Source organism: Vibrio sp. Isolate25 (assembly GCF_022398025.1).
In the GTDB taxonomy this organism is placed as follows: domain Bacteria; phylum Pseudomonadota; class Gammaproteobacteria; order Enterobacterales; family Vibrionaceae; genus Vibrio; species Vibrio coralliilyticus_A.
Map to the genome: position 1 here is coordinate 1,156,701 of NZ_JAKEUT010000001.1, position 15,117 is coordinate 1,171,817.

Here is a 15,117-nt window from a genome sequence, read left to right on the forward strand (position 1 = left end):
ATTAGTAAGCAATTAAACACATAATAACTTACTATGAAAACACAACGTCAACTGGGCATAGACAAACAACTTGCTATTGCCACTCTTCTACTTAGCACAGCTATGGCATTTGTCATCGCTGGTATCAACGTTTACGTCGACTACCAAGCAGAGCAAGAAAAACTCGATAAGCAGATGCTGCATATAGAAGAAAACTATATCGACAGCTTACAAAACAATTTATGGGTGGAAGATCAAAAACGGCTCTTCACTCAAGTCAATGAAATATTTCAACGCTCCTACGTCGATAGACTCACCATCCTCGATAGCAGCAAACCTCTTGTTGAGCTGGGTGAGCCTATCAAAGGGGAAAAAATCACTAACGTATGGGATCTTACCTATCAATTAGGCAGCAAAGGCTTCACTCTTGGGCAACTGAAAATAGAAACCGATCTAGCTCCTGTTTACGAGCAGCTATGGCACAAATTTTTGCTTCTTCTCACCATGACGTTTATTCAGACGTGTGTGATAGTCTCCAGCCTCCTATGGATTACCCGTAAACTGGTTCTAAAGCCCGTAGCCCATCTTTCTGCGGCCATGACAGATTTCAATGGTAGCCCGATCCCCAGCAAGCTGGCGCCTACCAACCGTCTTTTTACCGATGAAATCAGTTTGTTAACCGAAGGATATAACCGTTGTGTTGATAAACTACATACTAACTATCAACAGATCATTGAGTCTAAAGATAAGTCCGAAGTCGCCAACATCAAGAAAAGTGAATTTTTGGCCAACATGAGCCATGAAATCAGGACACCAATGAATGGTATCGTTGGAGTTGCGGAATTGCTCAAAGAAACTAACCCCAATGAAGTACAGCGCAATTATGTCGATATCTTACTCACATCCTCTCATACCCTGCTTGACATCATTAACGATATCCTCGACTTTTCAAAAATTGAAGCCGGCCATTTTGAATTAGACCCCATTGAATTTGACTTAAAGAAGCTAATACAGCAGCAAGCCAATGAGTACAGCATTCGCGCAAAACAAAAAGAGCTATTCTTTGACTGCAATATTGACCCAGCGATTCCACAAACCATTGAAGCGGACTCAGTCCGACTAAAACAGGTCATTAATAACCTTATAAGTAACGCTCTTAAATTCACACACCGAGGCTATGTAGAACTCAATATTAAAATGTTAGAGAACGATGCGGGCAAGCAACTGCAGTTTGAAGTAAAAGACACTGGAATTGGTATCGCTAAAGAAAAGCTAGAAGCCATTTTTAACAAGTTTCAGCAAGCTGATGGCAGTACAACACGGCAGTATGGTGGCACTGGGCTAGGCTTAGCCATCAGCCAGAAAATTGTTGAAATGATGGGGGGTAAACTCGAAGTGTCTAGCGAAATAAGCCTCGGTAGTAGCTTCTACTTTTCTATACCGGTTGATGGTGCGACTGCTGCTTCAAGTACTCTGGCTTCATCATCACCCAATTTGGTCACGTTTCCTGCCTCTGCCACCACACAGATGAAAAGACTGTCTCCCAAATACAAAACTGGCCTCAAGGTGCTAGTCGTAGAAGATACGCGAGTTAACCAGCAGGTTATTCAGGTCATGCTGAATCTACTTGGCCTGGAAGTCGATATCGCCAACAACGGTCAAGAAGCTTGGGAATATTGTCAGAAAAACGAAGTAGCGGCCATTTTAATGGATTGCCAAATGCCAGTGATGAATGGGTATGAAGCAACACAAAAAATACGCCAGCTAGAAGGTTGGGCAGCTTATGTGCCTATTATCGCGGTTACGGCCAACGTGGTAAAAGAAGACAGAGAACGCTGCTTTGAGATTGGCATGAATGGTTTTTTATCCAAGCCTGTTAAACCTAAGGAGGTCGAAGAGGCGCTCATTAACTATGTTCCCGCTTATCAAAGCGCGCAAAACAAAGCAAAAATGGCCTACCGAACCTAAAAACTTGCCTCCCCTCTCTTATCCAGTGACCGTTCAACAAAAACAACAGGACGAATAAGTCACGCATGTTTAGAAGGTCTCCTTACGTCGCTCTTAATGAATCAGAACTATTTATTAATTCAATTATCATCTAAATTGGAAGTTAGGGTTCATAAAGAGACAAACCATGAGTAGGATTCTCGCGTTAGTTTTATTGTTGATATTGCCTCCGCTAGCGGTATCTCAAACGGATGATAAGGTGGTCAAATTTGTTGTTGGCGATTGGGAGCCATATACCAGCAGTCAAAACAATCCGGACCATAAGATTGCCGAAGTTCTCGTTAAAGCCGCCTATCAGACTCAAGGGTATCGTGTCGTCATAGACTACCACCCATGGAGCCGAGCATATCGGTATGCTCAATCCGGTCAATACGATGGAACATTTCCATGGTTTAGAAGCAAACAGCACGAACCGTTTTTTGTTTTTTCGAGTCCGCTTTTCAAACAAAAAATTGTGTTTTTCTACCACGAAGATAGTCACTTCGATTGGCAAAAGCATGACGATTTAAACCAATATCGTATTGGTGCTACTCAAGATTACGAAGTGACCCGATTACTTCAATCTAAAGATGTACGAGTAGAAATTGCTAATGAAGACCAAAGCAATTTCATTAAACTCGGCAAGCATCGCATTGACGCGTACCCCGCAGCCATAGATCGTGGCTACTACATGATGGGTACTGTCTTACCGGCAGTACAAATCAACAAACTCAGAGTTCACTCTAAACCGATTATTGAGAAAGAAATGTATGTCATGTTCGCTAAACACAACCACGAACGTAACAAAAAGCTGAATGACGTGCTCTATATGGGTATGCGGCAATTAATACAATCCGGTGAATACCAAAAAATCATTAGTTTCGAAAACCAAGTTTTCCACTCCGATGCTTCTGACGATGCCATTTACAGTGAGTGAAAACAAACTGTCACAATCCTTCGCTAACCTGCCATGCCAACCTAATCCTACATCAGCGAGAGCCTCGACATGTCTCAGCCTCTTTACGTTTTCGACCTTGACGAAACCCTCATCAACGCAGACAGTGCCATGCTATGGAACGAGTTTCTCGTTGAGAAAGGCATCGTCAATGATGCCAATTTCCTTGCGGAAGACCAACGTCTGATGCAATTGTACGCTCAAGGGCAGTTGAACATGGACGATTACCTTAACTTTGCCATGGCGCCCATTGCTCACTTACCAATCGAAGACGTTCAGATGCTCGTTGAAGAGTGTGTCGATAAATGGATTGTTCCTAAACAATTTCGTCAATCTATTCCTTTGTTAGCGGAACTTCATCAACAAGGGAAACAAACGCTCATTATATCAGCCACAGTGAGTTTTCTCGTAGAAGCCGTTGCACAACGCTTAGGTGTGGAGCACTCCATGGGAATTGATTTGGTCACTACTGATAACCGCTATACCGCAGAAATTTCGGGGGTACCGAGTTATCGAGAAGGAAAAGTGACTAGGCTAGAGCAGTGGCTGTCAGTGCAAGCAGAGCCCTACTCCGAAATTCACTTCTTCACCGACTCAATCAATGATCTGCCTTTGTGTGAGCGTGCTGATTTTGTTTATTTGATCAACCCATGCCCCAAGCTGAGAGCAATATCAGAGCGTCCTAATTGGGTTGTACTCCACTGGGGTTAAACGTTCTTTTGAAGCGAAGCCAACTCAGGGCACAAATCTCAGCCCTAACATAACACAGCCATCCTCGTAATAACGGTCCGTAAACACCTTAAAGCCATAAGAACCGTAGTAATCTTTAAGGTGTTCCTGAGAGGAAATAAAAATGGCATCTTTAGGGTAGATCTCTCGGATCGTGTTAACACTCATTTTCATCAGAGCATGCCCTAGGCTTCTTCCCCGATGACTTTTGGCTATGATCACACGACCGATCGTCACATCCCGATCTTCGGGTTTAATGTACTCAAGAACCTCAACTGGATACCCTAGTCTTTGAGGCATGAGTCGGCTGTAAGCCACCAGCCTATCGCCATCAAACCCCATCACATGACGGGTCTCTGGGTGTGTGTCTTTCCCATCGAGATCACTGTATGGATCTTGTGACTCAACGATGAACACATCAACTCTCAAGCGCAAAAACTCATACAATTCATGTACCGAGAGTTCTGAAAACGTTTTGATTCGCCACTCTAACATTATGCTTCTCCTTACTTTACTAGGAGCAAAGTTAATATTCATATCATCAATATTCATTAACCTTTGTTAATCTGAGCAGCCAGCGTTTAAGAGAACAATGTTGACATATAAGTTACAAACACAGCCCAAAAGCCGCTAAAATCTCTAAAACTCCATCCCAACCTGAGCTCACCAATGCGCCGATATCGTCTGGCTATGTGTTTTATTATGGTATTTCCTTGTTACGCACAAGCACAGAGCCTACAAGAGAGATGGCAATCGCTTTACCAAAAAAGCTGGCAATCGGGGGATGTATTGGTGAGTCAACAACAGCTCAGCCGCTTTCCAGCCGAGTTACTCCAAGAGCGCACCCGTTATCCTGATTTTGAATACTACACTTGGTCAGATATTAAATATATTCACGAGATATCTCGGAATTGCTCTCTCAATGATCCATTGCCTCAACACCTCAGTGATGCTGCCGAGTTCGAGTTAGCGCTGTGTAAACGCCAAAAGCTTAACGAAGAGTGGTTCGCTACTCACCACTTATTACACCCCGCAGGTGGCAGCTTTGCTGATCGCTATCTAGCTCAATATCCAGATATACAGAGTGATAATCTGTTTCGTTACCTAACGGTTAATAACCCTAGACACCCCTTACATAGCCAGTTTTCAGCCCTCTCAGCAACTGGCCGAGAAGCCCTACTCAAAGGCTACAGAGCATGGATGGAAGATGACACTTTGTGGCTAAGTGGTGAACAGGGTTGGAAGTCGATATCAGCAGATACATGGCGGCCCCTTGCACGTCAGCTTGATATCACAATTACAGGTCCGAACTGCACGTTTCGCTACAGCAATCTTTGTATCAGTGAGATGGCAGAAAATGTCCTCGCATTACGCTGGTTTGTCGCAGGTTTATCCTTATTGATACTCTTTACCACCGCCAAAGGTCTCTACGCCAAACGCAAACAAAGTCGTGAAAGACGCTTCGTACTGCAGTTGCTCACTCATGAGTTACGCACACCAATGACTAGCCTAGGTCTAACTGTAGAGATGCTTCGAGATCAATTTGATCACTTACCAGAGAAAGCTCAGGAAGCGGTCTGGCGCTTAATGTCTGATCACCAAAGGCTGTCACAATTAACAGAAAACAGTAAGATTTATCTGAGCACACAACGCTCCGAACAGTTACTTGAACAGACGGCTTACCTCAGTGATTGGCTTGATCACATTTGTGAAAAGCATCAACTCGATTACCAGCTTAACCAAAATAAAGCGTTAACCTTGCCTTTCTATTGGCTTTCTATTTGCCTGGAAAACTTAATTAAAAATGCCAAACAACACGGCAAAGGCGAAATTGGCATTAACGTAACCTTGGACCGGACTTTAGTTATTGAAGTGACTGACCAAGGAGCTTTCCCTAGCCCAATGAAGCGATTTTTAACTCATCTGCGGCGACCAACAAACAATGAAAATATGGGAATAGGTTTGAATATTGTTGAACACTTAATTCAATTAATTGGCGGGAAGTTAACCATACAGCGCCAACCTACGCGCTGCACACTGGAGATACCGCTATGAAGACCCTGCTATTGATTGAAGACGACCCATTACTCGGGCAAGGGCTTGTCTCTTGGTTTGAGTCGAACGGCTACCAATGTATTTGGGAGCAAGAATCCAGCAAAGTGGAGAAACACTGGTTTAAAGCGGATCTAGTTATACTCGACAGACAGCTAAGCGATGGAGACAGTGTGGCTCATTTACCCCATTGGCTGCTCCTCAAGGCTCTGCCCGTTATTTTCCTCACCGCTAGAATCGACACTGAGCAAAAAGTAGAAGGTCTGATGGCTGGAGCAAAGGACTATGTCACCAAACCTTTTTCCCATCAAGAGCTGTTGGCACGTGTTGTCAGCCAGCTCCGTCCATTAGGAGACAGCACTCTTCATTACGGCAAGATTGAAATCCATCTTGCGAAACGTGAAGCCACCTTCGACAACCAGCCAATCACCCTAAAGCCGAAGGAGTTTCAACTGCTAGTACTACTAGTACAAAACCAAGGGCGCGTCTTTCATCGAGATGAATTACTGAATAAAATCTGGGGATATCAAGCTTTTCCCAGCACTCGAACCATAGACAACCATGTGTTACGTCTTCGGCAGAAACTGCCTGTATTGAATATCGAGACGCATCGTGGTGTGGGCTATCGGCTCAATGAGGCTGCGTTATGATGCACCGTTCATTCTGCCTGCTGTGCGCACTGTTATTTTCGATAACCGCTTATGCAAATTGGTTTAGCGATACGCCACTCTCGCGCACCTACGAAGCCCTACTTAACGGACAGCCTCTGCTCTCCTGGCAGGAGTTACATCTTGCGCTCAGCCAGCAAAATATCAGCCGTGACTACTGGCAGCCTGTGAAATTAGAAATCTTAAACCAAACTCAATGTGGTCAAAAGCTCATAACTCACTCAGAGTTTTTACCAGCCAATATCAGCCTCAGTTTTGTTCGGCGCTCTGGCTTGGCTTCACAGGGTTTTCAAATCAAACTATCCGCTGAAGATGTACATTCCACATTAGACGTTGAGCTCATTTCTCCCACCAAGAAAAGGATTCTGTATGGGTCATTTACCTCTCAGCTAGGCTATCAGGAGATGGAAAGCGAAGAAATGCTGGTTGAGCCCGAATCTGGCATCTACCAACTAAAGCTCAACGAGAATACCTACGCGCTGATCATCGCAATGCCAAAAAATCAAAACTGGCTGACGCTAGATAACATCACACAACAGATCACTGTGACTCCACCTACAGTGACCGACAGTTGTGCGAAAGCCATGGCACACTGGCAATGGTTTGATCGCCACTACACATTGATCGATAGACGAATCCCGATTCAAACACTCAATGCTCCATTTCCGAAATCGAGTCAACAACCAAAAGGAGCAGCACATCTCAGTGCATCGGTCTCAATCTTCGAGTATCAACAGGGGCTTAAGGTTGAATATATACAGAGGCTGGCTCTGCCCTTTTCAGCCAGCCAGTAAGCCAATACACAAAATAATAGAGACAAATGGGTGACATTAAGCACCATAGCGTGCGCTCTAATAGTGACTTAAACCACTAATAGGATTTCGTCATGTCTTTTAAATTCAAACCCATGGCCGCTTTGACTTCGCTGTCGTTTTTCGCGATTCTACCTTTTAGCGCAAGCGCACAAACACTGACTCTGAGTGACCACTCAAATCAGATCGCTATCTCCCCTCAAGATCTGAGCATTCGCTGGAATGATCTTGTCATTAATAGTCCATCTTTGAGTGTCAATGAACAAGCTCAAACGATCTCAAGGCTCACAGTGGACTCACCGACCAAAGCACATTGGGTTCTCCAACCAAGTAAGCTCCGCGTCAACGCGGTATTAAAAGAGCAGGCTCTTGAACTGAGCTTCGCGGTTCCAAAAAAAACTAAGATAAAACGCAACCAACCTATCGTTTTACGTTGGTTTGATTTGCCGCAAAAATGCACCGACACACTTTACCTCCCCTTTAGTGAGGGAATGCGCATCCCAGTAGACAACAAGATGTGGGCGAACTATCTGACAGAAAACCACTCAGGAGCAAATACCACTCAAGACCTGAAAATGCCCTTTTGGACTGTTCAACAAGGCAAAAAAACGATCAGCTACCAGCTTGTCAATGCGACTAACAACAGCCTCACCTTCTCTAACACAATGCCCAAAGTTGATATGTTAGCAGACCACCGCTTTACTACTCTCAATAAAAACCAAGCCTTCAAAGTGCGAATAACCTTAGGTGACAACTGGATGGATGGCGCCAAAGCTTATAAGCAATGGCGCATTGATCATCATCAATCCACAACGCTGGCTGAAAAAGCACAGCAAACGCCTCAATTGGCGAGGTTAATTGGTGCCAGTCAGGTCTATCTGTTTGGCAAAACGCTGATCAGTACTGACGATGTCACAGATTGGTGGGGACTCAAAAATTGGTATTTTTCACAAGACGATCTCACACAACCTCAGGCGGCAATCCAAGAGATCAAGCCACTCACTAAAGGCCGAGACTGGCTGAGTCGCTATCATAAACAATTACTTGTTGACTCACTCAATGCGTCCTTACAACTAAAGTTCCTCGCCCCTGCACCATCACAAAACAACAATGCTATCGCAGCGCAATACCAAGCTGCACAACGCCAAAAACACTGGCTATTGCAAAATTCTTCACAATACCTAATCTCACCTGAACGATGGGGGCAAGCGTTATCACTCGATATGCTCGACAATATGAAAAAAGCAGGTCTAACCAAACTTTGGCTGGGCTTCGACAACTGGATGCCTGCCTTTTATCAGCCTCAAGCTATTGATGCTGCCAAACAATTGGGTTATCTGGTCGCCACCTATGATTCTTACAACACGGCGATACCAAAAGGCCTTAACGACGGTTGGTTAACAGCTCAACTCCCTGACCAGATGAGAGAGCAATGTGCGATTGAGCAAGCAAACGGTGAAAAGAAAACAGGGTTTCGTGGCAATGGCTACTACCTTAACCCAAATTGCGAACTGGATTACGTGAAGCAGCGCGTTGAGGACATCATCCAATACGGCCGATTCAATAGCTTGTTTCTCGACGTAGACGCAACAGCAATGGCAAGAGAAGACTATCGTGATAACAGCAGTGAAAGCGATATGCTGAATGCGTTTAACCAGCGAATGAACTGGATTGCCAAGCAAGGTAATCTGGTACTGGGCTCAGAAGATGGCAATAGCCTCACCACAACCGGCATCGCATTTGCTCATGGGCTTGAGACTGTCGGCTTCGGCTGGACAGATAAAGAGATGAAGCACGACCAACACTCGCCTTATTTTTTAGGGCGCTGGTACCCAGACCAAAAACCAGAGTTCTTTTTTAAGAGTGCGCAGGTCAAAGAGCCTTATAAAACACTGCTATTTTCACCTCAGTTTAGAGTGCCTCTTTACCAAGCCGTCTTTCATGACGAAGTGATAAACAGCCATCACTGGCACAGTGATAGCCTTAAATTCACTAACGTCCAAGCCGAACGTGACTTGATTTCCATGCTCTACAATACACCGCCAATGGTGCATCTGACACGAGATGAAGCAAACTCACCTGACAGCCCTAGACTCAAAGCACTAGCGCACTACCAGCAGGCATATACTCCCATCCATGAGCAATTGTGGGACAAACCACTCACTAGCTTCAAGTGGCTGGATAAATCAGGACAGGTTCAGCAAACCTCTTTCAGTGACGGTAGCACTATTACCGCTAACTTTGGCTCCAAATCCATCGAAAATTCAGGGGTTAAAATTGCTCCCCACTCCATACTGGCACAACTGAGCAATGGGCGTCAGATCCACTGGCAGGCTCACCATCCATAAACATAGAGCAGCCAAAGTCGCTCTTTCAAATATAAAAGAAGACGAACTATCAGCAGTTGGTTCTCTGGTTTCAGCCCTATATGGTGGGCTAACAACGCGCTAAGCTACTGACAATTTGTCGCACGGAGTTTTCATAAATGGAATGTATATTTCCGAATTTACCATTTAAACAAAAATAACATTAATGTTACTTTAAACAATGTTGGTTACACTGATACAAAGTCATTCTAAAGACCACGAATACTTTATAACAGTTTGGATATGGAAATTAGACCAACAATCTCCAAACTAAAAAATTTAAATTGTTGCCCTTGTTTGCCCGTACAGTCTGCCCACTGTGCGGGTATTTTCTTGCGAATCGACTTACCAAACTTAACTCACCTCACAGTATTCGATTAATTAATCACTTGATTAAATACTGTTGAATTTTTCACATATCGCAGACAAAAACAGCACTCTATAATTAATCAGTTGTTTAATATCTGAGGCATAATTTCGTGGCTGAATCATTGAGGAAAGCTGGCCGTCCAAGTACCAAAATCGATGTTCGCGCCAAGCTTATTCACCACTCTCGTGAGCTATTCACCATGATGGCGTACGACAAGGTATCAACTCGGCTCGTAGCTAAGCGTGCAGGCGTCAATGTCGCAATGATACGTTATTACTTCGGAAGCAAAGAAGGCCTGTTCGAAACCATGATCCGCGAAACGCTCCAACCAATGAAGCATCAAATACGGACACTGATCGCCGACAGTAACCAAAAAAACTTTTTCGACCTCATGCGTACGTACTATCGTGAAATGATCAAGATTCCACAGTTTCCTAGGCTCATCGCTCAAGTGATGAACATGCCACCATCAGAAACTCAACGTAAATTAATTGAGAAAGTCTTCGATGATATCGGCCAACCAATGCAGGACGTGATCTTTGACAAGCTCATAGACAGTGGAGTGTTAAGACCTGACGCCGACCCCAAACTATGCCGTGTTTCTTACATCAGTCTGATGGTTTTCCCCTTTATTGCTCCTCAAGCTTTACTGGCCATTCATGGCATTGAGCTCAACGAAGAATTTCTCAATCGCCTTTTTGAACACAACATACAACTTATGACACAAGGCTTCCTTCAGCCTTCCCAATCAACGGAATGACCCTATGAATATCAACAGAAAGCTGCTTTTCTTCCCCGCACTCGCCGTGGGTATCATCACGTTGGTTTTGGCCATCAAGATGAAGCCGGAGCTCCCCGTAAAACCAGCAGGAGATCGAGCAAGGCTAGTAGAAACCATCCCGCTCGAACTACAATCTATCGCACCGATGGCTATCGGCTTTGGTAAAGTTGCCCCTAAACTGGAGTGGAAAGCAATTGCAGAAGTGACGGGTAAAGTCGTGTATCGACACCCTAAACTAGAAAAAGGACAAGTACTTCAAGCTGGTACAGAAATCCTTAGAATCGACCCTCTCGATTATGAATTAAAACTGATACAAGCTCAGGCGGATCTTAAATCTTCACAAATTTCTTTAGCTAAGCTGGCGCTGGAAGAAGACAACCTTAAGCAGACGTTAAAAATTGAGAAAAACCGCCTCGCTATCGCCAACAAAGAGCTTGAACGCAAACAAAACTTACGCAAGAAAGGACTCACTTCCCAATCCGACGTCGATCAACAGGAACAGAGTACCCTATCTCAACGTAAGCTAGTGGTTGATATCGATAATCAAATCGGACTAATGCCCGACGAAAAACGACTCGCTGAGGCTCTGGTTAAAGTGAATACGTCCAAAGTCGAGGAGGCCCAGCGGGCTCTAGAAAAAACCGTCATCACGCTCCCTTATGACCTACGTATCGCTGATATCGAAGTTGAGCAAAATCAAGTTGTCAACCTACAGCAAACCATGGTGACGGCACATGGTATCAATGTCATGGAGGTGGAAGCCCAGCTATCCATTCATGACATGCACACGCTCGCTTCCAGCTTAGGGGAGTTTGGGCGAGACGCAGCAGGTATCCCACAACCCGATATGATTTCGGTCACTGCCATGATTGAACTCAATAGCGGCAACCTCAATGCCAACTGGCCTGCTAAAGTAGCGCGAATCAGCGAGACAGTAGACCCCAATCAAGCAACCGTAGGTGTGATTCTTGAAGTTCAGCAAGATTATCGCAACCTAAAACCAACGTCAGTTCCCCCTCTAGTAAATGGTATGTTCGTCAGGGCTAGAATCGAAGGTCAAGGTAACCCAAGTTGGGTAATTCCAGAACGAGCATTGCATGGTGATAAGGTCTACATCAAAGGTCACGACAACAGGCTACAAATACGTACCGTCAATGTGCTTTACCGACGAGACAACCATGTTGTGATCGACGGTCGCTTTGAACAGGGTGAAAAACTGATTGTGAACGATCTTCTCCCTGCGATTGAGGGAATGCTCCTCAAAGATCAAGCCGACAACAGTGAGGAGTCTGAATCATGATCCGATTCTTCGCTAAACACCCAACGGCAGCAAACCTGCTAATGCTAACGCTGCTGATATTGGGTATGACTTCTTTATCGACAATCAAACGAGAGACATTTCCAGAATTTGATCCTCCCTATATCATGGCGGGAGTGACTTACCCCGGAGCCTCACCGCAGGAAGTAGAAGAAAGTATTTGTGTCCGCATGGAAGATGCTGTCGATGGACTGGCCAACATCGAAGAGACTCAATGCGAAGCGATTGAAGGGTCAGCTCGCCTTATCTTAAAGTTAGATGAGAAAGCAGACATTGGCCGTATGCTGGTCGATGTACAGACTCAAATCAATGCGATTAACGACTTCCCCCAAGAAATAGAATCCCCTGTGGTGCAAGAGCTGGACTGGAATGAACCGGTAGTGGATGTTGCGATTACTGCTGACACCACTTGGCCAGAGCTCAAAGCTTACGCAGAACAGCTTAAACGGACATTAAAACTCGATTATGACGTTTCATTAGTCGAGGTCGCCGGGTTTTCTGCTCACCAATTTCAAGTCGAACTGGACAGCCAAGCGATGCGTCAGCTTGGCCTGAGCGTTGGTGATATTGCTGAACAAATTGGCCGTCAGAACGTAAAACTACCCAGTGGCAATGTGGAAACACCCGATAAGAACTTCCTGATACGATTTGACGAAAGGCGAATAACCCCTGAAGAACTAGCATCTATCGTTGTCGGCTCTGGTCCCAATGGTTCTCTCATCCGCTTACATGATATCGCAACCATCACTGATCGCTTCGAGTTGGATGAGCAAAAAGTTCTGTTTGACGGGCATCCTTCCGCGCTTTTGAAAGTCAGCAAAAACAAAGAGGATGATGCACTGCGCATCAAAGAGCGGGTCGCTCAGTTTGTTGAAGACCAACAAGCCATCGCCCCCGATGGCGTCACGTTAGAACTGACTAATGATTTGTCGTCAGTGCTGTGGGACCGTTTGACCATGATGGTCAAAAATGGTTGGCAGGGTATCATATTAGTCTTTGCTACTATGTGGCTCTTTTTTAGCCTTCGTTACTCATTCTGGGTTGCGGCAGGCCTCCCTGTAGCATTCCTAGGTGGTTTGTTTCTGATGGCTCAATTGGGCCTTTCGATTAACATCATGTCTCTGGTCGGGCTACTCATGGCGATTGGTATCATGATGGATGACGCCATTGTGATTGCCGAATCGATCGCGGCCCACCTCGACCGAGGTCAGAAGGTGGACGAAGCCGTAACCAATGGCGTAAAGAAAGTGCTACCCGGTGTTATTTCTTCTTTCCTGACGACTGTCTGTATCTTCGGAAGCCTATTATTTCTTCAAGGAGAAATGGGCGCCGTACTCAAAGCCGTCCCACAGGTGTTGATTTTAGTTTTAACCTTAAGTTTGGTTGAAGCTTTTCTTATCTTACCTAACCACCTTTCTCATTCTTTGCATAAAGAAAAGCAAGATAAGCCGCCAGCAAAATTCAAACAAAAACTGCTGAGTGAATTCGAATATTTCCGTAATACCAAGTTAGTTAACGCCGTTGAGAAAGTAGTCCAATATCGCTACGCCTTTATCGGTGGGGTATTTGCCCTATTATTGATTTCTGCGGCAACCTTAGTCGGTGGGCTACTCAAATTCCAGCCATTTCCTGAGCTAGACGGCGACATTGCAGAAGCACGTATTATTCTTCCGCCCGGCTCTTCACTCTCGCAGACGGAAGACGTTGTCGATAAAATCATCGCTTCGGCACGAAGGCTTGATAAAGAGTGGAGTGACAATCAGGAAAACGGCACACCACTCGTCCAGCATATCACCAGTCAGTTCAATGCCAACGCTGATGCGAGTGAATCAGGCCCACATATTGCCACAGTGCGTTTGGATTTGCTGGGGGCTGAAAGCCGAAACACATTAATTGAGGAATTCATTGCAGCTTGGCGTGAAGATGTCGGCGAGCTCGCTGACCCAATTTCACTGGTTTTTAAGCAACCGACTATGGGGCCGGGTGGACGTGCCATCGAGATACGGGCGAAACACAATGATCTCGACGCTCTGAAAGCCGCTTCCATCGACATTCAGCAATATCTCAACGAGTTTGATGGCGTGCATGGAGTGCTTGACGATATGCGGATGGGTAAAGAAGAGGTGCTCGTCAAACTCCGTCCTGGCGCCGAAACCTATGGTATTAATGGCCAGCTTATCGCAAATCAGCTGCGTGCTGCTTTTTTTGGTCAAACCGCCGATGAGATTCAGGTCGGCGTGGAAAACATTTCCATCGAAGTCCGTCTCGATAAAGACCAAGCGGGAGACTTGCAACAATTAGCAAACTTCCCGATCATTCTGTCGGATGGTAGCCAGATTCCTCTCGCAACCATTGCCACTTTGAATTTCCAACGCAATTACGTGAGAATACAACGTATTGATGGATTGCGTACCATCAGCGTATTCGGAGATATTAATAACACTAAAGCAAACTCAACCGCCATCATCACTCAGTTCCAAAAAGAAGAAGCACCTAAGTTAATCAAGAAATACCCGGGGCTTCGATTCGATTTTGAAGGGGAGGCAAAAGACACCGCAGAAACCGCCACTTCAATGGGTAAAGGCTTTTTACTCGGTCTGTTCGGTGTTTTTGCTATTTTGAGTTACCAGTTCCGCAGTTACCTAGAGCCCTTTGTCGTCATGCTGGCTATTCCGCTGGCCTTTATTGGTGTGGTTTGGGGGCATATTCTGCTCGGCCACTCGCTGAGCATGCCAAGCATGATGGGCTTTGTCTCTCTAGCAGGTATTGTGGTCAATGATTCGATTCTCTTGGTGCAGTACATCCGGCATCATGTCGATGAAGGTGACAGTGTTCATGACTCGGTTGTCAAAGCCAGCCGTGAACGTTTCAGAGCCGTTTTTCTCACCTCTATGACAACAGCCGCAGGTTTATTACCTCTTCTGACGGAGACCAGCTTACAGGCACAAGTGATCCAGCCACTGGTCATCTCCATCGTATTCGGCATCTTTGCATCCACACTTCTGGTGCTGTTTATGATCCCTGCCGCTTATGCCATCCTCGCCGATTTTGGTGTAGTGCATAAACATGAAGAGATTTAAGAACTGCAGTCTATGAATACA

General features: G+C 45.2%; 11 protein-coding genes. 10 read left to right on the forward strand and 1 reads right to left on the reverse strand.

Translation table 11 applies throughout. The features are described from left to right. The first annotated feature begins 33 nt into the window (after nt 1-33). The 3 genes from L1D15_RS05055 (at nt 34) to L1D15_RS05065 (ending at nt 3,631) form a co-directional block, all read left to right on the forward strand. Nucleotides 34-1,947, forward strand: a complete 1,914-nt coding sequence (locus L1D15_RS05055; protein ID WP_239874872.1) for an ATP-binding protein — start codon at nt 34-36, stop codon at nt 1,945-1,947. 166 nt (nt 1,948-2,113) lie between these two features. Next, nucleotides 2,114-2,902 (forward strand): transporter substrate-binding domain-containing protein, encoded by a 789-nt coding sequence (locus tag L1D15_RS05060; RefSeq protein WP_239874873.1) that lies wholly within the window; start codon nt 2,114-2,116, stop codon nt 2,900-2,902. Nucleotides 2,903-2,971: 69 nt separating this feature from the next. Continuing rightward, nucleotides 2,972-3,631: an HAD-IB family hydrolase gene (locus L1D15_RS05065; RefSeq protein ID WP_239874874.1), complete on the forward strand. Its 660-nt coding sequence runs from the start codon at nt 2,972-2,974 to the stop codon at nt 3,629-3,631. Between the two features lie 24 nt (nt 3,632-3,655). Here the strand turns inward: L1D15_RS05065 and L1D15_RS05070 are convergent, their stop codons facing one another. Further along, nucleotides 3,656-4,144, reverse strand: coding sequence for a GNAT family N-acetyltransferase (locus L1D15_RS05070; RefSeq protein ID WP_239874875.1), 489 nt, complete (start codon nt 4,142-4,144; stop codon nt 3,656-3,658). A gap of 174 nt (nt 4,145-4,318) precedes the next feature. Between L1D15_RS05070 and L1D15_RS05075 the strand changes: the two genes are divergently transcribed. From L1D15_RS05075 to L1D15_RS05105, 7 genes are all read left to right on the forward strand, one after another. Beyond that, nucleotides 4,319-5,704, forward strand: a complete 1,386-nt coding sequence (locus tag L1D15_RS05075) for a DUF3404 domain-containing protein (RefSeq protein ID WP_239874876.1) — start codon at nt 4,319-4,321, stop codon at nt 5,702-5,704. Further along, on the forward strand, nt 5,701-6,351 hold the full coding sequence (locus L1D15_RS05080) for a response regulator transcription factor (protein WP_239874877.1): 651 nt from the start codon (nt 5,701-5,703) through the stop codon (nt 6,349-6,351). The genes L1D15_RS05075 and L1D15_RS05080 overlap by 4 nt, the downstream gene beginning before the upstream one ends. Continuing rightward, nucleotides 6,348-7,163 (forward strand): DUF2861 family protein, encoded by an 816-nt coding sequence (locus L1D15_RS05085; protein ID WP_239874878.1) that lies wholly within the window; start codon nt 6,348-6,350, stop codon nt 7,161-7,163. The genes L1D15_RS05080 and L1D15_RS05085 overlap by 4 nt, the downstream gene beginning before the upstream one ends. Before the next feature lie 113 nt (nt 7,164-7,276). Then, nucleotides 7,277-9,529 carry a glycoside hydrolase gene (locus tag L1D15_RS05090; RefSeq protein ID WP_239875120.1) on the forward strand — a complete coding sequence of 751 codons (2,253 nt, stop codon included), beginning with the start codon at nt 7,277-7,279 and terminating at the stop codon, nt 9,527-9,529. 497 nt (nt 9,530-10,026) lie between these two features. Next, nucleotides 10,027-10,677 carry a TetR/AcrR family transcriptional regulator gene (locus L1D15_RS05095; RefSeq protein ID WP_239864508.1) on the forward strand — a complete coding sequence of 217 codons (651 nt, stop codon included), beginning with the start codon at nt 10,027-10,029 and terminating at the stop codon, nt 10,675-10,677. 4 nt (nt 10,678-10,681) lie between these two features. Next, the gene (locus tag L1D15_RS05100; protein ID WP_239874879.1) at nt 10,682-11,998 is read left to right on the forward strand and encodes an HlyD family secretion protein; all 1,317 of its coding nucleotides are present in this window, start codon (nt 10,682-10,684) and stop codon (nt 11,996-11,998) included. After that, on the forward strand, nt 11,995-15,096 hold the full coding sequence (locus L1D15_RS05105) for an efflux RND transporter permease subunit (protein WP_239874880.1): 3,102 nt from the start codon (nt 11,995-11,997) through the stop codon (nt 15,094-15,096). The genes L1D15_RS05100 and L1D15_RS05105 overlap by 4 nt, the downstream gene beginning before the upstream one ends. Nucleotides 15,097-15,117 lie beyond the last annotated feature (21 nt).